Source organism: Litchfieldella anticariensis FP35 = DSM 16096, from assembly GCF_000409775.1.
Classification (GTDB): domain Bacteria; phylum Pseudomonadota; class Gammaproteobacteria; order Pseudomonadales; family Halomonadaceae; genus Litchfieldella; species Litchfieldella anticariensis.
Window position 1 is genome coordinate 1,213,060 of sequence record NZ_KE332377.1, and the last position, 22,425, is coordinate 1,235,484.

Sequence of the window (22,425 nt, forward strand, 5' to 3'; positions counted from 1 at the left end):
GAGTCGATCACCCTATGAGCCTAACCGAAAGCAAGTTTTCAGCAAACGACTCAAGGGCATCCCTGAACTCCCGATGACGGAGCAGCCCAGCGTTCGTCCGCAGTGAACACCACGTCGGTAACCAAGGGAGAGTACACTTGTCGTACTTCAGCATCGAGGCGTTGACGAATCGCATCCAGATCATTCAACGAATTCAGCGGAAAGCCAGAGGGCAGAACCACATGCACGACCACGTATAGCATGCGCCCCGGCCTGACCATGCGTACGTGGACACGACGTGCCGGCAATTCAGCCAATGCCCGGTCGATGGCAGCCCGTACCGGTACGCTCAATGAGGAGGACGGTGTACGGTTGAGAAGCTCTAGAATGGCCCGCGAAGCCATGCGTACCGGCACGCCCAAACACAGCAACACCACAGCGATGACCAGTACAGAGTCTACATAGGGAATCAGCAACGGCCACTTGAAGAAATCGAGTACGGGAATCACACAGAAAGCCAGCAATACCGACCCAGAGATCACACTGTTGACCAACCAGTTTTCCTGGTCGGCACGCACCAGTGGACTATCAATGCGTGCCATCGTGCGGGTAAGAGCCCAGGCTGTCAGCGAGCAGGCCAGCGTAGCGAATAGTGCATATCCGATAGCCAGCCCGGCGACGATGGTCCGACCACCGGAGAACAGGGTAACACTAGCATCGAACAATGCGAATCCCGATACCCCGAGGATCAACAGTCCCTTCCCAGCGTTGACCAACGATTCGAAGTAAGTGTAACCGAAGGGGTATTCGTCGCTATCCGGCCCACTGGCCAGCCGACTGACTCGTACCGTCAGCAAAGCAATGGCGAAATAGATCAGATTGAACAATCCATCGAGCAAGATCGCCTGAGAATGGGAGATCCAGGCCACGATCACTGCTACTACGCCGACTACCAAGGCCATGATCGTCGATAGCAACAGCGCCCCCTTTTCGGATTTCATTTCCCTCTTCCCCTTCTGCCCTGGCCTCGCCCCAGCGACATCGAGCATTTGTCGGGCGAGCACAAAAAACCCCGTACGAACTGCTCGTACGGGGTAGCATGATCTCGTGACCATCAATGGACAGTGGCGGGAAACTCTTGATCCTCACTTTCTTCCTGCCACAGCTTGCTGCGAGTGATGGCATGGTCGATCATTTCCTGTGCCACTTCGAAGCGGCTCTGGCGCAACAGATCCGCGGCTTCATCAGAAAAGCGAATGCGCATCAAAGGTTCACCCTCGCCTTCGGCGGGGCGCAATACGATCTCGCCATCGGCGAGTTCAACGATTTCCAGAATCGCAGTATCGGACATCGGGGACTCCCCCTCTGAATTGGGGACAAAGAGCACAGCAATAAAAAACGACCACGGCAGCCATCCATGGTCGTTGTCTCATCTAACGACTAGCCTATCACCTTATCACCCAAGGCGTCACCACTCGAAGCTGGTTTCGCGCATACTGGCCAGCTCACGCTTGAACTCCTCCACACACCAACGCAGCTCATCAGCAAGCGAGAGTCGCTCAGCCGTAGTGATCAACGCAGGTGATATTGACGACTCACGTCGCGCCGCCCCCTCCACACCATGTAGCCGCTCGATACGCTGCAGTAGCAATGCCAGCCAGCTTCCATCACGCCGGACTAGTTCCCGAAGTCGCTCGAGTTCTGCCAGGCGACGCTCGTCTTCCACCAAAAGTTCCCGCCAGTCGTGGCGCTCCAGCATGGCATGCTCAGTCAATTCACGCAGCGCTGAGTTCAATGCCAGCTCAATAAGCGCCAACGCCCCCTCTTCCGAGGCTAGACGCCGGGAAACGGCATGCTCATCGTCACCGGCCATCGTGTCGAGAAGTAATTCTGCCTGATAGAGCAATTGATTGGTGCGGCCCCGAGGTGTCATTTACGCTTGTCCTCTACCTGCCACTTGCCATCCTCGAAAACAGCCCGCCAGCCGGTTGCCTTGCCGTCCTCTTCGGTCATCACGTATTGCGACTTGGACTTGCGCGAGAAACGAATCTGCGCTGGACGACCATCTGGATCTTCGCTGGGGGCATCGAGAATGAAATGATACTTCTCGGGCAACTCGTTGGCATGTGCCTTGAGCTCGTGGACCAAGGGTGGTCGCGTCTCTCGGTTCTTGGGGAATTGGCTCGCCGCCAGAAACAAACCGCTGGCGCCATCGCGCAGCACATAGTGATCGTCGACCTTCTGACAGGCCAGTTCCGGCATAGGTATCGGCTCCATCTTGGGAGGCGCTACCTCACCGCTCTTCAGCAGCTTGCGTGTGTTCTTGCATGCCTCGTTGGTACAACCGAAGTACTTGCCGAAACGGCCTGACTTCAATTGCATCTCCGCCCCACACTTGTCGCACTCTAGTGTCGGCCCCTCGTAGCCCTTGATCTTGAATCGTCCTTTCTCAATCTCATGACCATCGCAATCAGGGCTATTACCGCAAATATGCAGCTTGCGCGTCTCATCGATCAGGTAGCTGTCCATAGCGGTACCGCACTTGGGACAGCGATGCTTGGCACGCAACGCCACGGCCTCGGCTTCCTCGTCGGCATCAGCAGCCACCGCTTCCTCTCCAGGAATCAGATCGATGGTGGTCTTGCAGCGTTCCTTGGGGGGCAGGTTGTAGCCCGAACAACCGAGAAAAACCCCAGTGGAGGCGGTGCGAATCTGCATCTTGCGCCCACAACTCGGACAGTCGATATCGGTTGCCACAGGCTGATTCGGGCGCATGCCATCTTCACTCTCGGCATGTTCCAGGCGCGTCTTGAATTCGGCATAGAAGCTGTCGAGTAGCACCTTCCAGTCACGCTCCCCCTCAGCGATCTCATCGAGACTGTCTTCCATGCGCGCAGTGAATCCGTAGTCCATCAAGTCACTGAAGGATTCCTTTAGGCGCTCGGTGACGATATCGCCTAGTTTTTCGGCATAGAACCGTCGGTTCTCCAACTTGACGTAGCCGCGATCCTGAATAGTGGAAATGATCGACGCATAGGTCGAGGGTCGGCCGATACCACGTTTTTCCAACTCCTTGACCAAGCTCGCTTCAGTAAAACGAGCCGGCGGTTTAGTGAAGTGCTGTTTCGGATCCAGTGCCTCGAGCGACATCGGCGTTCCCTCGGAAAGGTCGGGCAACGACTGGTCCTCGTCCTTCTTGCCGGCGGGTTTCATTACCCGCGTGTAACCATCGAACTTGAGCACTCGCCCCTTGGCTTTGAGCTCGTAGCCATTGGTTTCCACCGTCAACGTGGTCGAGAGATATTCCGCCGGGGTCATTTGGCAGGCCACGAATTGGCGCCAGATCAACTCGTAGAGACGTTCGGCATCTCGCTCCATACCAGCCAGATCGGTCGCCTTACGCTCCACGTCCGAGGGGCGAATCGCTTCGTGGGCCTCCTGGGCACCCGCCTTGCTGGTATAGCGGTTGGGGGCCTCTGGCAGGTACCGCTTGCCGTATTCACGCTCAATGTGGCCGCGTACCGCTGCCACCGCATCCTGAGACAGATTGGTGGAGTCGGTACGCATGTAAGTGATGTAGCCCGCCTCGTAGAGCCGCTGGGCCAGGGTCATGGTCTTCTTCACCGAGAAGCCCAAACGACCGCTGGCGGCCTGCTGCAACGTCGAGGTAATGAAGGGCGCACCGGGCTTGGACCGAGTCGGTTTGTCTTCCCGACCAGTGATTTCGAGGCTAGCTTGTCTAAGCGCAGCAATACGCTCAAGGGTCTCGGCCTCAGAGGTGGGCCGGAACACCTCCCTCCCCTGACGCGTCAGCTCGAAACGCACCGACTTGCCTTCAGGGCTCATCAAGTCCGCATGGACGTCCCAAAACTCCTCGGGCACGAAAGCACGGATTTCACGCTCGCGCTCAACGATTAGACGAACGGCCACCGATTGCACACGCCCGGCGGATAGCCCTCGAGCCACCTTGTTCCATAGCAACGGCGACAGCATGAACCCCACCACCCGATCGAGGAAGCGCCGCGCCTGTTGAGCCTCGACACGCTCGATATTGAGCGTCCCAGGATCCTTGAAAGCTTCCTGGATGGCGTTCTTGGTAATTTCGTTGAACACTACCCGCTTGTAACGTTCGTCTTCACCGCCAATGGTTTCCTTGAGATGCCAGGCAATCGCCTCCCCTTCACGGTCCAAGTCCGTTGCCAGGTAGACGGCATCCGCTTTGGCAGCATACTTCTTGAGCTCAGCGACGACCTTTTCCTTGCCCGGAAGTATCTCATACTGGGCACGCCAGCCATGCTCGGGGTCTATTCCCATTCGCCGGATCAGCTGGCCCCAAGCTTTCTGCTGCCGATAGCTGGCCTTCTCCTCCGCAGACATCTTGCGTGTCGCTGCCGCCTGCCGGGCGCGCTCCTTGGGATCGGAGGCTGCCTTGCCCGAGCCGCTGGTCGGCAGGTCACGAATATGACCCACGCTGGATTTCACGATGAAATCATTGCCGAGATACTTGTTGATCGTCTTGGCCTTGGCCGGAGACTCGACGATGACCAGTGACTTGCCCATAGTGCTCCATTTTCCTCATGGCACCGGCCACACGACCCGTGCCTGGCTGCTCGACTCCCGGCATTTCACCGAGTGAAAAATGCGCCTACCCTACCCCAGCCTCCGGCTTGACGCCAGTCATCTCACTCCACTCGCTTTTTGACCCTAGACTGCCAGCCTATTCTCTCGCAAGCTTTGACACGCTCCTGCATCGCCGTCTCGTTCTCCATTCAATCCGCTCATGGCATCTTCGTTATCACCTTGTCATGAAGGCTTTTTTCTCAAGCGAGAGCGTGGTGTACTATGATGTAGTAAAATCACTACATCACATGAAACCCTCTATACGATTGGGTTTGTCACATTACCTCCTTATACATAACGCCACAGAAACCATTACAGGAGTTCTCCATGCCGTACCCACTTCACGACCCCATCCGCCGTACCAAGATCGTCGCCACCCTGGGCCCGGCCAGCGACCGCGAGGGAGTGCTCGAGGCCATGATCGAAGCCGGGGTCGACGTGGTGCGCTTGAACTTTTCCCACGGCTCGCCCGACGATCATCGCCGCCGCCTGGCCCGGGTCCGCGAGATCGCCGACCGCCTGGGTAAGAGCGTCGCCGCGCTCGGCGACCTGCAGGGCCCCAAGATCCGCATCGCCCGCTTCCGCGACGGCGCCGTGCGCCTCGAGGAGGGCCAGGCCTTCGTCCTCGACATGGCGCTCGACGGTGAGGCCGGCGATGCGGCACGCGTGGGTTGCGACTACAAGCAGTTGGTCGACGACGTCGTCGCCGGCGACCGCCTGCTGCTCGACGATGGCCGCCTGGTGCTCGAGGTCGAGCGAGTCACCGGCCCCGAGGTCCATACCCACGTGGTGGTGGGCGGCAAGCTGTCCAACAACAAGGGTATCAACAAGCAAGGTGGCGGGCTCTCCGCTGCGGCGCTCACCGACAAGGACAAGGCCGACCTCAAGACCGCCGTCGACATTGGCGTCGATTACCTCGCCGTGTCCTTCCCGCGCTCGGCCGCCGACATGCAGGAAGCCCGCGCCCTGCTCGGTGAAGCCGGCGCCGAGATCGGCCTGGTGGCCAAGGTCGAACGTGCCGAGGCAGTGGCCGACGACGCCACCCTGGACGGCATCATCGAGGCCAGCGATGCGGTGATGGTGGCACGCGGCGACCTCGGCGTGGAGATCGGTGACGCGCAGTTGATCGGCGTGCAGAAGCGCCTGATCAAGCGCGCCCGCACCCTGAACCGCGCGGTGATCACCGCGACGCAAATGATGGAGTCGATGATCACCGCCCCGCTGCCGACCCGCGCCGAGGTGTTCGATGTCGCCAATGCGGTGCTCGATGGCACCGATGCGGTGATGCTCTCCGCCGAGACCGCCGCCGGCGATTACCCGGTGGAAACCATCGAGGCCATGCATCGCCTGTGCCTGGGGGCCGAGCGCGAGCGCATCGCCCAGGAGTCGGGACACCGCATCCATGAAGGCTTCTCGAAGATCGACGAGACGGTGGCACTGTCGGCGATGTACGCCGCCAACCACCTCGAGGGCGTGGCGGCGATCGCCTGCATGACCGCCACCGGCTACACGCCGCTGATCGCCTCGCGCATCCGTTCGGGGCTACCGATCGTCGGCCTGGCCCACAGCCCCATCGCCCAACGGCGCATGGCGTTGTACCGCGGCGTGGTGTCGCTGCCGTTCGATACCACTCATTTGACGGCCGACGAACTCGACCCCCGAGCCATGGCAATCCTCAAAGAGCGCGGTATTACCTCACCAGGCGACCTGATGATCCTTACTCGAGGTGATCACATGAACGCCCACGGCGGCACCAATACGCTGAAGATTCTCGAGGTGCAATAGAACCATGACCGAGCAACGCCCTGGCCAGCAAACGGCTCGTACACTTCCGACACGCAAGCGCATCGCCCTGATCGCTCACGACGGCAAGAAGGATGAACTGCTGGACTGGGCCCGACGCTGGCGCGAGACTCTGACTCGCCATCAACTCGTTGGCACTGGAACGACCGCCAGACGCGTCTCCAGTGATTTGGGGTTGGATGTAGAGGGCCTGATGAGCGGCCCACTAGGAGGAGACCAGCAGATCGGTGCGCGAATTACCGAGCAACGCCTCGACCTGTTGATCTTCTTTTGGGACCCCTTCGCCCCCCAGCCTCATGATCCCGACGTCAAGGCACTGCTGCGGTTGGCAGCGCTGTGGAACATTCCGGTGGCCTGCAATGCCGCCAGCGCCGATTTCCTGATCAGCTCGCCCTATCTCAGCGAAGAAGTCAGCATCGGGATTCCCGATGCCGGCGATTGGTTGGCCGCGCGGACCACTTAGCCGAAACCAGCTTTACCTCTGGTGGGAGCGCAGATATTCTGCGCGATCCGGCCGCCAGGCCGGCTGCATGGACTCGTTCCAGCCCCATCGGCGCAATGAATTGCGCTCCCATGAGCGCTCCTAACTAGGCCTGCGCGCCTCGGTTCGGGCGCTAGCCGGCGGGCGGGCCTGGTCGAAGGCAGCCTTGATTACCGATAGACGCTCACGGGAGTGCTCGCTCAGCGGCCCACTAGCATCCAGCACATGCTCGATATGCGCCAGATGCTCGTCGATCTGAGCGTTGCTCTGCCCTTCGAGCAAGGTCGGCAACGCATCCAATGCTGCCTGGCGGTCCAGCTTGAGGATGAAGAACTGGTCACGCACCAATGCCTTGAATGCCGCCAGATCAATGGAAGGCTCCACTTCAGCACGCGTTGCCTTCAAGCGCTGGAAATTGCGTTCATCGGTAGCCGGCGCCCCACCCAATACATAAATCAGGGAGCGCATCACCGCTTCGTGATAGCTCCCCTTGTCGATTCGAGAACACAATTCCGTCTTGCGATTCTCGACGAAGCGCCGGTGATCAGGCTCGATACCCGGCCGCCGTCTCAGCGGCTCGTTACCGGCCCCCAATCCAACCATGGTCTGCAACCAAGGCTGGCCGTATATGCCAAGAAATAAGCGCTCGGAGGCCTGATCACGAAGTTCCCGATAGGCATCCAACGATTGTGCGATCTGGTGTGAAACGATGCCTTCCAGCACCCGCCATGGGTTGTCGGCATTCGTGGCGTGCCGGTCAGCCTTGACCCACTCGGCCATCACAGGGACCGGTACCATCAATGGATTACGATCGGAAAACAGCTTATAGCCCAACCGAATCGGATGCATGCGGCGGATCCAGCGCGCCGCCGACGGTGTCATCAAAGCTTGCAGCCAAGGCTGGACAAGCATCTGATAGACCCCCAGGTTGATATCGGACACACGCGCCACCGTAGCAAAACGCCGATCATCCTCTTCGCTAGGCCTTACGATCTCATCCAGATCCCCCAACTCGCGTGGTACAAATTCCAGCAGATAGTCACCATCGATATGCACTGCATCCTCATCGCGAGCTGCGGTTTCGATCACCGTCGTCTCGTACAACCCTGGGGGCAATACATCGATGTAATCCATGTTGGCGGTGAACTCGGCATGCTCCTTGCGGGAGACGCTCCCTGACACGAAAATCCCCAGATGACCGGTGGAATCGTGCACACAGTAGACGATGGTCTGCTCATTGGCCTGAATATCATCGACATCAGCATACAGATCGCGGACCCATCCCAGTGCTTGCGGCGGCGGTGTAATATCGTCCCCTTGCGAACAGAACACCACGATCGGCGAGCGGATGTTGCGTAAATCGATGCGCCGCCCATCGCGCGTCGAAAGCTGCGAGGTACTCAGGCGGTTACCGATGAACAGATTGTCCACGATATACTGAATTTCTTCGGCCCCAAGTACCACGTGGCCGCCCCACCAGCGCTCGAACTGCAGGTAGCGTTGCGCCTCACTATCAATGTTAGCGAACAGCCGATACTGCTTGGTCCATAGCGTATTGGCGGGGTTGAGCTTTTCGAAGTTCTGCACCAGCCAAGCACCGTCGAAGAGCCCGGCTCCCAGATCGCCGGCCAAAGCCGTCATCCAACTGCCACCCAACAGGCCGCCGGTATAGCGCATAGGGGCCCCGCCACGCTCGCCGGCCCAGTAGGAAAGCGGCGCTCCGGCGATCAAGATGGGACCGAAGCAGTCGGGCTCCAATGCGGCAGCCATCATGATCTGCCAGCCAGCCTGGCAGTTGCCAACCACCATGGGCCTTTCGGCGGTATCGGGATGACGGGCAATCACCTCACGCAGAAAAGCGATCTCAGCATCAACCACGTCTTCCACCGTTTGACCGGGAACGGGAAACGGCAGGAAACCGATGAAGTAGCACGGATGGCCGGCTCGCAACGCCACGCCGAGTTCGCTGTCAGGTTTGAAACCGCCGATACCGGGGCCATGACCGGCACGAGGGTCGACGACCACGAAGGGGCGCCCGTCTGGGTCGATCTCGACCCCCGCAGGTGGCAGGATGCGCATCAATTCGTAATTGACCGGGCGGGGCAAGTCCCGCCCATCCATCAGAACCTCAGCATCGAAGCCCAAAACATTGGGTTTGGTCTGCTCCATGTGCTCGAGGTACTGGTTGCCGCGCTCGCGCATGACATCAAGATACAATACGCTACGCTCGATTGTGTCGAGCCAGTAGTGAAACGCATCGCGCCCGATTCCCAACGGGTCGAAGAGCGCTGAGGACAAAGTCGCAAGGTTGGCAGGGGCCGGCAACATGAGAGACTCCCTTAAGCATGTATTGCTGCACTGCAATACAGCGTAACGCGAAACCTTGATGGTTGTCATTGCATTAAATAAGGAAAGTCACATCGGCCGGCCCATCCAGCACTTGCGCCCAAACGAAACATCAGAGCCACGAGCGAAGCAAGGCTAGGGAGTTTCAGTGATCTCCACCAGCACCTCTCCCGGCACCACGCGGTCACCACGCTGGACATGAATGGCGGAAACCTTGCCACTCGAACGCGCATGGACCTCGGTTTCCATCTTCATGGCTTCGGTAATCAATACCGCCTGACCGGCCTCGACATCATCACCCTCCGCTACTAACACTTCGACGATGGTACCCGGCATGGCAGTAGTGACGTGCCCGGACAAAGTCGCACGGGCACGCCCCGGCGATTTGGTTGCCTGGTAGCTGTCACGCGGCTCGAAGACCACCGATTCGGGCATGCCGTCCAGGGTCAGATAGACTTGGCGCTTGCCACCTGTCTCACTGCCCACTCCCGTGATCTGTACCTCATAAGACTCGCCATGCACGTCGATCACGAACTCCGTTGGCGTCCCTTCGGTAACCGGCCTCTGGGCATTACTCGCCATTGGTAGCGGTTCCGGTACCAGGCTGCCATCGCGCCGCCCTTCAAGGAAGTCACGGCCAATGTCGGGGAACATGGCAAACGTCAGCACATCTTCCTCTCCCTCAGCCAGCTCGCCGATCTCTTCGGTCAGACGCGTCATCTCCGGGTCCAAGCGATCCGCTGGGCGCCCCTCCTCTACTGGCTGGTTACCGATGGCCTTGCTACGCAGCGTACTGTCGACAGCTGCCGGTGGTTGACCGTAGCCACCCAACAGGTAACGCTTGACCTCGTTGGTGATACTCTTGTAACGACTGCCGGTCAGCACATTCATCACCGCCTGAGTGCCAACGATCTGAGACGTCGGCGTCACCAACGGTGGGTAACCGAGGTCGGCCCGGACCCTCGGGATCTCGTCGAATACCTCGCGAATCCGTGACAAGGCATTCTGCTCCTTGAGCTGATTAGCCAGATTCGACATCATGCCGCCCGGCACCTGATTGATCTGTACCGCCACGTCTTCGCGGGTGAACTCGCTCTCATAACCAGCGTACTTCTTGCGCACCTCACGAAAGTAGTCGCCGATCTCCTTGAGTGCTTCCAGATCGAGGCCGGTGTCGTATTGGGTATCCTTGAAGGCTGCCACCATGGCCTCGGTAGAGGGATGACTGGTGCCACCAGCAAAGGCCGAATTACAGGTATCGATATGCCGACAACCGGCTTCCACGGCTTTGAGATGGCATTGAGAGGAGAGCCCTGAAGTGGCATGAGCGTGTAGATGGATAGGGACTTCGACCGACGTCACCAGTGCCGCTACCAACTCATGGGTGGCATAGGGTGTCAACAGACCGGCCATATCCTTGATGGCAATGGAATCGGCACCCATATCGACCAACCGTTTAGCTTGATCGACGTACATCTCCAGGGTATGCACCGGGCTGACCGTGTAACAGATCGTGCCTTGGGCATGCTTGCCATTAGCCTTGACCGCGCGCATGGCGGTTTCCAAGTTGCGAAGGTCGTTAAGCGCATCGAATATCCGGAATATATCGATACCGTTGTCAGCAGCCTTGGCAACGAAGCGCTCCACCACATCGTCGGCGTAGTGACGATAGCCAAGCAGGTTCTGTCCACGCAACAGCATTTGCAGTGGCGTGTTGGGCAGTGCTTCCTTTAGAGAACGTAACCGCTGCCAGGGATCTTCCTTGAGGAAGCGCACACAGGCATCGAAAGTGGCACCGCCCCACACCTCCAGGGAATAGAAGCCGATGGCATCGAGCGAGGCGCATGCCGGTAGCATGTCCTCGGTACGCAAGCGGGTGGCGATCACGGACTGGTGACCATCGCGCAATACCACATCGGTCACTTGCACACGGGAGTCAGGGGTAACACTCATGACATTTCTCCTTACAGACCTGCGTGGGCGGCAATGGCAGCGGCAATGGCCAATGCCGTCTCTTCCGGATTACGCTTGGCGGAGTATTGAAGCAGTTCGGGATGGGCCGGCACGAAGCCAGTATCGAAGCACCCGCTGCGGAATTCCGGATGACGCAGAATTTCTTCGTAATAGGGGGCGGTGGTCTTGATGCCTTGCAGACGCATGTCGTTCAACGCGCGGATACCACGGTTCAGCGTCTCCTCCCAAGTCATGCCCCACACAATCAACTTGAGGCACATCGAATCGAAATGTGGCGGGATCTGGTAGCCGGTGTAGATGGCGGTATCGGTACGCACCCCAGGGCCGCCTGGCGCATAATAGCGGGTGATACGGCCAAACGAGGGCAGAAAATCGTTCTTGGGATCCTCGGCATTGATCCGAAACTGGATGGCATAGCCATGATGGTCGATGTCTTCCTGGCGAAACGATAGCTTGTGCCCGGCAGCAACACGAATCTGTTCACGGACGATATCCACCCCCGTTATGGCCTCGGTGATGGTATGCTCCACCTGCACGCGGGTGTTCATCTCCATGAAGTATATTTCGTTGCCCTTGACCAGGAACTCCACGGTGCCAGCGTTCTCATAGCCCACGGCGCTTGCCGCACGCACTGCCAGCTCACCGACGTAGGCTCGCTGCTCCGGCGTCAATTGAGGGCTAGGAGCGATCTCGATCAGCTTCTGGTTGCGGCGCTGGATGGAGCAATCACGCTCGAACAGGTGGATCACTCCACCATGCCGGTCGGCAAGTATCTGGACCTCGATGTGGTGTGGATTGACCACGCAACGTTCAAGGAACACGTCCGCCGAGCCAAAGGCCTTGGTGGCCTCGGAAATTACGCGCTCCCACGCCTGTTCGAGTTGGACAGGAGTATCACAGCGGCGGATGCCGCGACCGCCACCACCGGAGGTGGCCTTGAGCATCACCGGATAGCCGATGGTATCGGCCAGGCGCAATGCCTCCTCGAGGTTCTGCAGGTTACCCTCAGAGCCAGGAGTTACTGGTACGCCGGCCTTGCGCATGGCATCACGGGCCGCGGTCTTGTCACCCATGCGTGCGATCACGGAGGCATCAGGGCCAATGAAGGTAATGCCGGCCTCGGCACAGATACGGGCGAAATCGGCGTTCTCCGAGAGAAAACCATAGCCTGGATGGATAGCATCGCAGCCGGTCTCTCGGGCCAGATCCACCAGCCCTCGCGGGTCCAGATAGCCGGCCAGCGGATCGTCACCGACGAAATAGGCCTCATCGGCACGCTTGACGTGAAGAGCGAAACGATCCGGCTCGGTATAAATGGCTACCGAGCGGATGCCCATCTCGGCACACGCGCGTTCGATACGCACGGCGATTTCGCCCCGGTTAGCGATCAATAGTTTCTGGAACACGGTCGTAACCTCCAGGGTTGCGTCCACGGCGGGCATGAGAAAGACTGAAACGGTATAATTGTCAGCCTTGTCGAGAGGACTTCCACCTTATCGAGACAAATACCAATAGAAAAATTGATATTTTTTTGCCAACCTATAAGTTAGACCTTATACCTAGCGGAATCCCGGATGTCGCGCCCTAGTCTGCTCAATCGTCTGACATTTCGTCAGCTTCAGGTCTTCCAGGCCGTATACCGCCAGCAATCTTATTCTCGGGCGGCGGAACAACTCGGCCTGACCCAACCAGCGGTCAGCGCCCAGATTCGCCAGCTTGAGCAAGCCCTCGAGCAGCCGCTATTCAAGTACGCTGGCAAGACCTTGCATGTGTTACCCGCTGCCGATGCCCTGGCAGCCTCGGTGCAATCGATCTTCGGCCAAGTCTCCAGCCTACAAATGGAGCTCTCCGAACTAGCCGGCACCATTCGCGGCGAACTCAATCTCGCTGCCGTCTCCACCGCACAGTACGTGGTGCCTCATATCCTGGCACGCTTTCGCGCCCGCTACCCGGAAGTGCAGATTCGCTTGCGCGTGTGTAACCGTAGCCAAGCCTTGGAGCGTCTTGCCGAACGCCGGGACGACTTGGTGATCATGGGAATGGTTCCCGAGGACGCCAATCTTGCTTTCATGCCGATCCTCGACAACGAAATGATCCCTGTAGTATGGCCGGGCCATCCGCTGCTCACCGCAAAATCTCCCACACTGGAAGACTTCGCACGACACTACGTACTGATGCGCGAACCTGGCTCGGGAACACGTACCGCGTTCGAGGAATTCGCTGCTCGCGAGCGGGTATCGCTTCTGCATACCATCGAGCTAGGCACTAACGAAGCCATCAAACAAGGGGTAATGGCGCATCTTGGTGTCGCCGTCCTGCCACGACTGGCAGTGCAACTGGAGTTAGCCTCAGGGCTGCTAGCTTCGCCGGTGTTACCCGGCTTCCCCCTACGACGCTCGTGGTGCACTGTCTACCCCAAGGATCGCCATCCTTCGCCTGTCACCGAATTGTTCCTTCGCTTCGTGCGCGAGCTACTGCCGGAACTCAATGCCCACTTCAGCTCGCCACTGGAACCCATGCCCGGCCATGGGGTGGTCTGCCTGCCCCTCTCGACAACCCAAGACGGCTGATGCAACGGCGTTGATGTGATAAATTGCACGACAGCAACGTCGTGCCGCAAGGCAGCACAAGCCGCCGAGAAGAGAGTCTCGAATCGATATGAGCAACAAACCCTCGCAGTCCATATCCAGTGGTGAGAAGTACCGCAACGAGCACGGTGTTTCCGCGATCAAGGACGGCATGAAGCAGCGCAAGCAAGCCGAGGATAGCGCTGCCACCGGACGCAAGCCACCCTGGCTGCGCATCCAAATTGCCGGCGGGGAACGCTTCGAAGCGGTCAAGCGTAACGTTAACGAGCATCGCCTGAGTACCGTCTGTGCCGAATCGCACTGCCCTAACATGGGAGAGTGCTGGAGTAACGGCACCGCCACTATCATGCTGATGGGTTCGGTATGTACTCGTGCCTGCCGCTTCTGCGCCGTGGATACCGGCAATCCCAAAGGCTGGCTGGACACCGAGGAACCTGAGAACACCGCCAAATCGGTCGAGTTGATGGGGCTGCGCTATATCGTCCTGACATCGGTCGATCGAGACGACCTGGATGATGGGGGTGCCTCTCATTATGCCGCCTGCATTCGTGCCATCAAAACACGCACTCCCGAAGTGGTGGTCGAGGCCCTGACGCCGGACTTCGACGGCCACCAGGCCGCCATAGAAGAAGTGGTCGATTCTGGTCTAGAAGTATTCGCGCAGAATGTCGAAACCGTGGAAAGGTTGACCCACCGGGTGCGCGATCCACGCGCCGGCTACCGCAAGACTCTTGACGTTCTGGCCCACGCCAAGCGCTATCGCCCAGACACCTTGACCAAGACCAGCCTGATGCTGGGGCTAGGGGAAACCGACGAGGAGATTCTCGCCACCTTTGATGACTTGAGAGCCATCGGCGTGGATATCGTCACTCTTGGCCAGTACCTGCGTCCGACCAAGAACCATCTGCCGGTTGAGCGCTGGGTCACACCCGATGAATTCGAGCGCTATCGTCAGCTAGGCTTGGAAAAGGGCTTCATGGAAGTGGCCGCCGGTCCGCTGGTACGCTCCAGTTACCGTGCCGATCGCGTATTCGAAAAGAACAACCTGGGCTTGGCAGCCCCCGCCGAGGTGCCGGGCCAGACATCCGACCCGGATATCATCCCCGCCATCAACGTTGGTTAGATTAGGCTAATTCCTTCATGCTGATACCCTGTTCAATACAGGGCATCGGCAATTCACCATAGCCAGCCATCTCGATATCCCGGTGCAGCAACGTGGCCAAGTGCTCGACAAGAAGCCGTGACACCACCTCCAGGGATGGCGGCACGGCGACAAGATCAGCCAAGCGGGTCATCTGCATACCGGCATAACCACAGGGGTTGATTCGCTGGAAAGGCGACAAATCCCCATTCACGTTCAGTGCCACGCCATGAAAGCTGGCTCCACGACGGATGCGTAATCCCAGCGAAGCGATCTTGGCCTCGCCAACATAGACACCTGGTGCGTCGGGGCGCGCATGCGATTCGATACCCTCATCGGCCAGCACATGGACCACCGCTTGCTCCAGCGCCGAAACCAGGTCGCGGACACCGAGCTTGCTGCGCCGCACATCAAGCAATGGATAAAGCACCAATTGTCCAGGCCCGTGATAGGTGACCTGGCCACCGCGATCGGTCTGCACTACCGGAATGTCACCGGGCATCAACAAATGCTCCTGCTTGCCCGCCTGCCCTTGGGTAAAGACCGGATCGTGCTCTACCAGCCAGAACTGGTCCTGCGTATCAGCATCCCGGCTATCGGTAAGGGCACGCATCGCCTGCCACACGGGAAAGTAAGACTGACGGCCGAGTCGGAACACTCTGATCGGCAGCGCCGAGACGATGCCCATTCACAGCACCATATGCACACGACCGGTGGCCTTGAGCGAAGCGAACAACGCTTCGAGTTGCGCGTGGCCGGTAGCGGTGATGGTCACACGTACGGACTGGAACTTGCCATTGCGGCTGTCGACGACGCTGACGCGATTACGGTCGATACCGGGAGCGTGCGTTTCGACGATATCGACGACCACGTCGCGAAAATCGTCCGCAGCATCGCCCACGATCTTCAAAGGGTAATCACAGGGGAATTCGACCTTGGGTGCTTCGGTCATGGGACACTCGATAAAAAATATTTCTGAGTATTTTACTCAACCTATGGACGACTACCAAGGAGTGAAATCGAGGGCATGGAGACAACCGGCCATCGCCGTGGCGATGGCCGGGAGTCCATCAGTCGAACAGGCCGCTGATGAATTGACGAATGGCATCGAGAAGACGCTTGAAGATTCCGCCCTGCTCGACATCCTCCAGGGCAACCAGCGGCAACTCATCTAATGCTTCATCACCCAAGCGGATCTCAAGCGTGCCAACGCGTTCGCCCGCTTGTACCGGCGCACTGATCGACTCACGCAGATTCAGGCGGGCAGTCAGCTCATCACTGCGGCCGCGAGGTACCGTCATTCGCACCTCCTGGCCAACACCAACCCGCAATTCATTCTTTTCCCCACCCCAGATTCTCGGGGTATTGAGCACCGCTCCCTTGTCATACAGCTTGAGAGTCTCGTAGTAACGGAATCCATAGCTCATCAGCTTCTGGGTTTCCTGTACCCTGGCCTCTTCGGAGCTGGTCCCCATAACCACAGAGATCAGGCGCATGTCATCACGCTTGGCAGAAGCCACCAGGCAGTACCCAGCCTCTTCGGTATGGCCGGTCTTCAGGCCGTCGACGCTGGAGTCGCGCCATAGCAGCCGGTTGCGGTTGGGCTGACGAATGTCATTGTAAGTAAAATAACGCTCGGCATAGATGGCGTAGTGCTCGGGATAGTCGTTGATGATATGACGCGACAGCAAGGCTAGATCCCTTGCCGATGAGTAATGCTCGGCATTCGGCAGGCCGGTGGCATTGACGAAATTGGTGTTATTCATGCCCAGGCGAGTCGCATGCTGATTCATCAGATCGGCAAAGGGACGCTCCCCGCCCGCCAAGTGTTCGGCCACAGCCACACTGGCATCATTGCCGGACTGGATGATGATGCCATAGAGCAGATCCTTGAGTGGGACTTGGTTACCCACCTCGATGAACATCTTGGAACCACCTGTCCGCCACGCTTTCTCGCTAACGCTGACCATGTCGTCCATTGAGACGTTACCTTGGTTCAGCTCACGCTCGACAAGGTAGGCGGTCATCAGCTTGGTCAGGCTTGCCGGCGGCAGTCGCTCGTCGGCGTTATGCTCAACCAGGACTTCGCCACTATCGGCATCCATCAGGATCCAGGAAGAGGCCGCCAATTGTGGCGGCGATGGAACCATCGTCTGTGGACTTGGCTCCGGCTGTGGGCTCGGCGTCGCCGACTGTGACAAGGCCGGCAAACTGAACGCGGTGACGCACAGCAACGACACAGTGAGCAGGCATTGACGTGCAAATGAAGGAACAACAACTCTCATGGCACTGGTTCTCACATAAAGGAATCAGATAGTGGACTGCATGGCATGCAAGGGCTTTGGCAAACTCATTGCGCTCCATTGACCACGAATGCTTGGGCATACCCCGCCCGCCGCAGCTTGTCGCGGAGCGGTTCGAGTAGCCTGCTGTCAGTCAGCGGACCGACCTGCACTCGATGCAGGCTGGTGTCGCTAGTCACCCGTACGGGTTGAGATATTTCATCCTGCAACTGCGCCTTGAGCGCCTGAGCATTGGCCATGGAACCAAGCGCCGCCACTTGCAGGTAGATGTGCTCGCCCGGCTCATGACCATTAGCCATCGCCGGAGCGGTCTCACCCGTCGACGGTACGGGCGGAGGCTGACGTGGCATCGTAGCCACCTCATTCGTTACTTGGTGGGCCTCTGCTGCCACAGCCGTCGTGGTAGCGCTCCGTTCCGGCTCTCGAGATGCCACGGAGCGCTGCTCGGCCTGCCAGGCGACCGGGTCGATGGCTTCCACCCGCACTCTCCCCGTACCGTTGCCGAGAATATCCAGGCGCGCCGCCGCCGCATAAGAGAGGTCGATCTCTCGATCACTATGGAAGGGGCCGCGATCGTTGACCTTGACGATCACTGACCGACCGTTATCGACATTGCTGACACGGGCATAGGTAGGCAATGGTAACGAACGATGAGCGGCTGTCATCTTGTACATGTCGTAGATTTCACCGCTGGCGGTGGTATAGCCATGGAATTTCTCACCATACCAAGAGGCCACTCCCTGATTGCGATAACCGGAAGGATCCGCCAAAACGTGGTAGGTCTTGCCCCATACTTCGTAGCTCTCGCGGTTACCGCTCGGAGCGCGCGGCTCCACCCGGGGCACAGCGTCAGGCACGTTCGAGACATCCGGCGGAAGATCGGGATAAGCATCTTTGGCCATGCTATAACGCCCGGTCGACGACGATGTCGCCGCTGTCGCACTCTCTCCTCCCGAAGATGCCGAATCGTACCGAGTTCCTCCTCCGCCGGCACAACCAGCCAACAACAACACCGTGACCACCAACCCTCCTGTCAAGGCCCTCATGCCCTATCCTCCCTTTCGGCAAGAATTGCCTCGGCCAACTCGGTCACGGCCATGGCGTAAAGATGGCTGTGATTGTAACGAGTAATCACGTAGAAGTTGTCATATCCCAAGCGATAGCGATAGCTGCCATCCTCCTGATCGAGTGCCAACGGAATCACACGCTGGCCATCTTCGAGGTCATCTTCCTGCTTCGGGCGAACGCCATATTTCGCCAGCCCCAGGAGGGTTTCATAGGGAGGCCTTGTTTGATTGAAGGCAACTTCTCCAGGTGGCTCATCGGGACCAAAGGCCTCGCCATAGATCGGGGCATTCGTTTGCCAACCATGCTTGGCGAAGTAATTGCCGACACTACCAATGGCATCCACTGGGTTATCCCATAAGTCGCGCTTGCCATCGCCATCGAAATCCACGGCATAGGCACGGTAACTGGTGGGAATGAACTGCGGATATCCCATGGCACCGGCATAGGAACCTTTCAGCGAACCGGGATCGACCTCTTGCTCGCGAGTAATCTCGAGAAAGGCAAGTAACTCGCCGCGAAAGAAGCCGCCTCGGCTCGGGTGGTGAAACGCCAATGTCGACAAGGAATCGAGCACCCGGTGGCGTCCGGTATAGCGACCGTAACTGGTTTCCACTCCGATGATGGCAGCTACGACTTCCGCCGGCACACCATACTCGGCTTCGACACGATCAAAAGCTTCACGGTGCGCTTCGATGAAAGCGACACCACGTTCGATACGCTCTTGCTGCAGAAATATTTCACGATACTCATCCCAGCGTAACCGGCGTTCGACGGCGCCAGCCATGGCATCGAGCACGCCTTGCTGAAATTGAGCGTCTTGCATGGCATCGACCAACCAAGCCCTCTCGATACCCTTGGCCTCCAATTCATCTATCAGGGCAGCTACGTCGTCACGCTGGCCAGGATCGAAGCTCATGGCAGCCAAGGAGACCATTGATGCTAGCGACAGCCACGCACCAGCAACGAACAGCCATATCGCTCTTCCATGAGGTCGGAAAGCCTTCATGATCATCATTCTCCCTGGATCAGCGTATTCGTGAAGCCTAGCGTGGCAATAGCCGACGGTGGGCCTGAATCGACATGAGAATACCGAAACCGGCCATCAAGGTCACGCTGGAGGTACCACCATAACTGACCAGCGGCAAAGGAACCCCAACGACTGGCAAAATCCCACTGACCATGCCGATGTTAACGAACACATAGATGAAGAATGTCAGGATGATGCTGCCAGCCAATAGCCGTCCAAACGTATCCTGGGCAGCATTGGCCAGCCATAATCCACGACAGACAATCAGTAGGTAAAGAGCCAGAAACAACAGCATGCCGGCCAACCCGAATTCCTCACCCAATACAGCGACGATGAAGTCGGTGTGTCGCTCCGGCAAGAACTCGAGTTGAGACTGCGTCCCCTGCAACCACCCCTTGCCGAACATTCCGCCACTGCCAATAGCGGTAGTCGACTGAATGATGTTCCACCCCGCTCCCAACGGATCACTTTCGGGGTTGAGAAAAGTCAGCACCCGCTGGCGCTGGTAATTGTGCATGTTCATCCACAGCAAGGGGAGCGCGGCGGCAGCCACTACGCAAAGGAAAACGATGAACCGCCAGGATAGGCCGGCGAGCAGCACCACGAAGACAGCGGCACAGAGCACTAGCAACGATGTCCCCAAATCCGGCTGACGGGCGATCAGCAGTACCGGCAATGCCAAGACGGCGGCACACACTAACAGATCCCGCCAACGAGGAGGCAATTCACGGCGACTCAGGTAAGCTGCCAGCATCATTGGCATTGCCAGTTTCATCAGCTCCGAAGGCTGGAAGCGCACCACGCCAGGAATCACCAACCAGCGCTGGGCCCCCATTCCCATATCGCCCATCACCTCGACCGCGACCAACATCAGAAGTGATGCTCCATAAGCCAACGGAGCCCAACGCAACAACGTCACGGGAGACAGCTGGGCCAGCACCACCAAGGCCATTAGGGCAACACCAAAGCGCGATGCCTGGGCAATCACGACCTCAATGCGTTGGCCACTGGCACTGTAGAGCACCAGCAAACCAGCCCCGAGCAACATCAACAACAACAACAACAGCCATGGATCCAAGTGTATCCGCGACCACAGGCTACGGCGCCTAACCATACCGCTTTGCGGTGGACGAACTGGATAACCGCGCATCCCCCTGGCCAAATCGATGAGAGCCATACTTAGTCCTCGGCCTCCAGCAACGCATCCACATTACGACCGTTTTCTTCCGGCTCGAGTAGCCAAGCATCGGTCATGGCGCGTGCCAAGTGTGCCGCGTGGGTACTCCCTCCACCAGCATTCTCGACAATCACCGCGACAGCGATCTGTGGGTCCTCGATGGGAGCAAAAGCGATGAACAGAGCGTGGTCGCGCAAGCGTTCGGCCAACTCTTCCGCGTTATATTTCTGGTCCTGGCCCAACGAGAATACTTGGGCGGTTCCTGACTTCCCCCCCATACGATACTTGAGGCCGACACCGGTACGACGCGCCGTTCCTTCACTACCCGAGATGACTTTCTCCATTCCGGAAAAGACTCGATCCCACCATGCGTCGTTTTCGAGAACGATATCCTCCTTGGTGTCGGGCAAATCGACTGCGAGCTCTTGATCGCCGATGCGCTTGGCGATTCTCGGTTTCACCCATTCTCCACGATTGGCCAGGATGGAAGTTGCCGTAGCGAGTTGCAAAGGAGTCACCATCCAGTAGCCCTGACCGATACCAACCGAAAGGGTTTCGCCCGGATACCAAGGTTGATTGAAACGTGCTCGTTTCCAATCGCGGTCCGGCATCAGGGCCGTACTTTCACCGAACACATCATACGCATTGCGCTCACCGAACCCGAAGGTATGCATTCGCTCGGAGAGCCGATCGATACCCAAGTCATGGGCCAAGGTATAGAAATAGGTGTTGTTGGAGACAGCGAGTGCACGCTCCAAATCGACCCGGCCGTGCCCCCAACGCAACCAGTTGCGATAACGTCGTGAGTCATTTGGCAACTGATAGTATCCGGGATCGTAAATGGTCTCTTCCGGTGTGATCACACCCTCGGCAAGCCCAGCCAAAGCCAGAAAAGGTTTGACCGTCGACCCCGGAGGATACTGGCCTCGGATGGCACGATTGAACAACGGCAAATCGATGTCTTCCTGCAAGGCCTGATAGGAAGCCGAATCGATACCGGTAACGAAACGATTACTGTCAAAGCCTGGGGACGACACCATGGCAAGTATCTCCCCGCTTCCTGGCTCGATGGCGACGATAGAGCCACGTCGCCCCTCCAGCAACTGGTGGCCCAATGCCTGCAAGTCCTTGTCGAGAGTCAAGGTGAGATCCTGACCGGGTACCGGATCGGTACGCCCCAACTCACGCAATACACGACCACGTGCATTAGTCTCCACTTTCCTCAACCCAGCCTGACCGTGCAGTTCATCCTCGTAGAAACGCTCGACACCGGTCTTGCCGATGAAATGGGTCCCGGCGTAATTGCCAACATCCAGTTCCTTCAATTCCTCGGCATTGATCCGTCCCACGAAACCCAAGGCATGAGACATGATTTCAGCATCCGGGTAATAGCGTAGTAGCTGCGCTTCCACTTCCACCCCCGGAAGACGGTGGCGATTGACTGCCAATCGAGCGATCTGCTCCTCACTCAGATCGCTCATCAACAGCGCTGGCTGAAAAGGACGTTGACGTTGACGCGAACGCTGACGGAAGGCTTCGACCTCTTCCTCGGGTAAGTCCAGCAAATCCACTAATAGCGCCAGCGTCTCTTCGAGATCATCAACACGCTCACGTACCAACGTCAGGTTGTAGGTTGGACGATTCTCGGCCAGCAATTGGCCGTTGCGATCGAAGATCAACCCCCGAGTCGGCGGCAAGGGCTCGACACGAACCCGATTATCTTCCGAGCGGGTGATATATACCTCATGTCGCACCACCTGCAGATACACCAAGCGACTGATCAGTAGACTGGTCAGCAACATGACGATAAGAAATGCCAACAGCGAGCGGATACGGAAGATACGCACTTCCTGTTGCGTGTTCTTCAACGCTGGGCGGGGATTATGCATGGACGAGGCTCGGGTTGGTCATCGATATC

General features: G+C 58.3%; 18 protein-coding genes. 4 read left to right on the plus strand and 14 right to left on the minus strand.

From position 1 onward, the window contains the following. Positions 1-50 precede the first annotated feature (50 nt). From L861_RS05685 to topA, 4 genes are all read right to left on the minus strand, one after another. Positions 51-980 carry a cation diffusion facilitator family transporter gene (locus tag L861_RS05685; RefSeq protein ID WP_016415615.1) on the minus strand — a complete coding sequence of 310 codons (930 nt, stop codon included), beginning with the start codon at positions 978-980 and terminating at the stop codon, positions 51-53. Between the two features lie 113 nt (positions 981-1,093). Next, on the minus strand, positions 1,094-1,330 hold the full coding sequence (locus L861_RS05690) for a hypothetical protein (protein WP_016415616.1): 237 nt from the start codon (positions 1,328-1,330) through the stop codon (positions 1,094-1,096). A gap of 117 nt (positions 1,331-1,447) precedes the next feature. Continuing rightward, positions 1,448-1,912, minus strand: a complete 465-nt coding sequence (locus L861_RS05695) for a DUF6586 family protein (RefSeq protein ID WP_016415617.1) — start codon at positions 1,910-1,912, stop codon at positions 1,448-1,450. Beyond that, positions 1,909-4,539, minus strand: coding sequence for a type I DNA topoisomerase (gene topA / locus L861_RS05700; protein ID WP_016415618.1), 2,631 nt, complete (start codon positions 4,537-4,539; stop codon positions 1,909-1,911). Before topA ends, L861_RS05695 begins: the two co-directional genes overlap by 4 nt. Before the next feature lie 387 nt (positions 4,540-4,926). Between topA and pyk the strand changes: the two genes are divergently transcribed. Both pyk and L861_RS05710 read left to right on the plus strand, forming a co-directional pair. Then, complete coding sequence (gene pyk / locus L861_RS05705) at positions 4,927-6,384, plus strand: pyruvate kinase (protein ID WP_016415619.1); 1,458 nt, start codon at positions 4,927-4,929, stop codon at positions 6,382-6,384. Between the two features lie 4 nt (positions 6,385-6,388). Further along, on the plus strand, positions 6,389-6,865 hold the full coding sequence (locus L861_RS05710; RefSeq protein ID WP_016415620.1) for a methylglyoxal synthase: 477 nt from the start codon (positions 6,389-6,391) through the stop codon (positions 6,863-6,865). A gap of 120 nt (positions 6,866-6,985) precedes the next feature. On the opposite strand, the gene L861_RS05715 is transcribed toward L861_RS05710, so the two are convergent. From L861_RS05715 to L861_RS05725, 3 genes are all read right to left on the minus strand, one after another. Further along, positions 6,986-9,211 (minus strand): DUF3141 domain-containing protein, encoded by a 2,226-nt coding sequence (locus L861_RS05715; protein ID WP_016415621.1) that lies wholly within the window; start codon positions 9,209-9,211, stop codon positions 6,986-6,988. A gap of 153 nt (positions 9,212-9,364) precedes the next feature. Then, entirely contained in the window at positions 9,365-11,182 is a 1,818-nt protein-coding gene (gene oadA, locus L861_RS05720) for a sodium-extruding oxaloacetate decarboxylase subunit alpha (RefSeq protein WP_016415622.1), read from the minus strand. Between the two features lie 11 nt (positions 11,183-11,193). Then, the gene (locus tag L861_RS05725) at positions 11,194-12,609 is read right to left on the minus strand and encodes an acetyl-CoA carboxylase biotin carboxylase subunit (RefSeq protein ID WP_016415623.1); all 1,416 of its coding nucleotides are present in this window, start codon (positions 12,607-12,609) and stop codon (positions 11,194-11,196) included. A 168-nt stretch (positions 12,610-12,777) separates the two neighbouring features. Here L861_RS05725 and L861_RS05730 point away from each other — a divergent pair, with 168 nt between their 5' ends. Next, positions 12,778-13,773 (plus strand): LysR family transcriptional regulator, encoded by a 996-nt coding sequence (locus tag L861_RS05730; RefSeq protein ID WP_016415624.1) that lies wholly within the window; start codon positions 12,778-12,780, stop codon positions 13,771-13,773. Between the two features lie 88 nt (positions 13,774-13,861). Then, positions 13,862-14,914: a lipoyl synthase gene (gene lipA, locus L861_RS05735; protein WP_016415625.1), complete on the plus strand. Its 1,053-nt coding sequence runs from the start codon at positions 13,862-13,864 to the stop codon at positions 14,912-14,914. Position 14,915: 1 nt separating this feature from the next. Here the strand turns inward: lipA and lipB are convergent, their stop codons facing one another. The 7 genes from lipB to mrdA all read right to left on the minus strand — a co-directional run bounded on the left by lipB (position 14,916) and on the right by mrdA (position 22,396). Then, positions 14,916-15,620 carry a lipoyl(octanoyl) transferase LipB gene (gene lipB, locus L861_RS05740; RefSeq protein WP_016415626.1) on the minus strand — a complete coding sequence of 235 codons (705 nt, stop codon included), beginning with the start codon at positions 15,618-15,620 and terminating at the stop codon, positions 14,916-14,918. Next, positions 15,621-15,884: an HP0495 family protein gene (locus L861_RS05745; protein WP_016415627.1), complete on the minus strand. Its 264-nt coding sequence runs from the start codon at positions 15,882-15,884 to the stop codon at positions 15,621-15,623. 118 nt (positions 15,885-16,002) lie between these two features. Then, the gene (locus L861_RS05750; RefSeq protein ID WP_021029112.1) at positions 16,003-17,217 is read right to left on the minus strand and encodes a D-alanyl-D-alanine carboxypeptidase family protein; all 1,215 of its coding nucleotides are present in this window, start codon (positions 17,215-17,217) and stop codon (positions 16,003-16,005) included. Positions 17,218-17,282: 65 nt separating this feature from the next. Then, the gene (locus L861_RS05755) at positions 17,283-18,281 is read right to left on the minus strand and encodes a septal ring lytic transglycosylase RlpA family protein (RefSeq protein WP_027947739.1); all 999 of its coding nucleotides are present in this window, start codon (positions 18,279-18,281) and stop codon (positions 17,283-17,285) included. Next, the gene (gene mltB / locus L861_RS05760; protein ID WP_035567890.1) at positions 18,278-19,309 is read right to left on the minus strand and encodes a lytic murein transglycosylase B; all 1,032 of its coding nucleotides are present in this window, start codon (positions 19,307-19,309) and stop codon (positions 18,278-18,280) included. Before mltB ends, L861_RS05755 begins: the two co-directional genes overlap by 4 nt. A 37-nt stretch (positions 19,310-19,346) precedes the next feature. Next, positions 19,347-20,507, minus strand: coding sequence for a rod shape-determining protein RodA (gene rodA / locus L861_RS05765; RefSeq protein ID WP_016415631.1), 1,161 nt, complete (start codon positions 20,505-20,507; stop codon positions 19,347-19,349). Positions 20,508-20,509: 2 nt separating this feature from the next. Further along, complete coding sequence (mrdA, locus tag L861_RS05770; protein ID WP_016415632.1) at positions 20,510-22,396, minus strand: penicillin-binding protein 2; 1,887 nt, start codon at positions 22,394-22,396, stop codon at positions 20,510-20,512. Between the last annotated feature and the right edge of the window lie 29 nt (positions 22,397-22,425).

Bases quoted from the DNA above. Each gene is read 5' to 3' on its own strand.
- L861_RS05730 (WP_016415624.1), top strand. From the start codon at position 12,778: ATGTCGCGCCCTAGTCTGCTCAATCGTCTGACATTTCGTCAGCTTCAG.
- L861_RS05690 (WP_016415616.1), bottom strand. From the start codon at position 1,330: ATGTCCGATACTGCGATTCTGGAAATCGTTGAACTCGCCGATGGCGAG.
- topA (WP_016415618.1), bottom strand. From the start codon at position 4,539: ATGGGCAAGTCACTGGTCATCGTCGAGTCTCCGGCCAAGGCCAAGACG.
- lipB (WP_016415626.1), bottom strand. From the start codon at position 15,620: ATGGGCATCGTCTCGGCGCTGCCGATCAGAGTGTTCCGACTCGGCCGT.
- L861_RS05695 (WP_016415617.1), bottom strand. From the start codon at position 1,912: ATGACACCTCGGGGCCGCACCAATCAATTGCTCTATCAGGCAGAATTA.
- L861_RS05745 (WP_016415627.1), bottom strand. From the start codon at position 15,884: ATGACCGAAGCACCCAAGGTCGAATTCCCCTGTGATTACCCTTTGAAG.
- mltB (WP_035567890.1), bottom strand. From the start codon at position 19,309: ATGAAGGCTTTCCGACCTCATGGAAGAGCGATATGGCTGTTCGTTGCT.
- L861_RS05685 (WP_016415615.1), bottom strand. From the start codon at position 980: ATGAAATCCGAAAAGGGGGCGCTGTTGCTATCGACGATCATGGCCTTG.
- L861_RS05755 (WP_027947739.1), bottom strand. From the start codon at position 18,281: ATGAGGGCCTTGACAGGAGGGTTGGTGGTCACGGTGTTGTTGTTGGCT.
- pyk (WP_016415619.1), top strand. From the start codon at position 4,927: ATGCCGTACCCACTTCACGACCCCATCCGCCGTACCAAGATCGTCGCC.
- L861_RS05710 (WP_016415620.1), top strand. From the start codon at position 6,389: ATGACCGAGCAACGCCCTGGCCAGCAAACGGCTCGTACACTTCCGACA.
- mrdA (WP_016415632.1), bottom strand. From the start codon at position 22,396: ATGCATAATCCCCGCCCAGCGTTGAAGAACACGCAACAGGAAGTGCGT.
- L861_RS05750 (WP_021029112.1), bottom strand. From the start codon at position 17,217: ATGAGAGTTGTTGTTCCTTCATTTGCACGTCAATGCCTGCTCACTGTG.
- oadA (WP_016415622.1), bottom strand. From the start codon at position 11,182: ATGAGTGTTACCCCTGACTCCCGTGTGCAAGTGACCGATGTGGTATTG.
- lipA (WP_016415625.1), top strand. From the start codon at position 13,862: ATGAGCAACAAACCCTCGCAGTCCATATCCAGTGGTGAGAAGTACCGC.
- L861_RS05715 (WP_016415621.1), bottom strand. From the start codon at position 9,211: ATGTTGCCGGCCCCTGCCAACCTTGCGACTTTGTCCTCAGCGCTCTTC.
- rodA (WP_016415631.1), bottom strand. From the start codon at position 20,507: ATGGCTCTCATCGATTTGGCCAGGGGGATGCGCGGTTATCCAGTTCGT.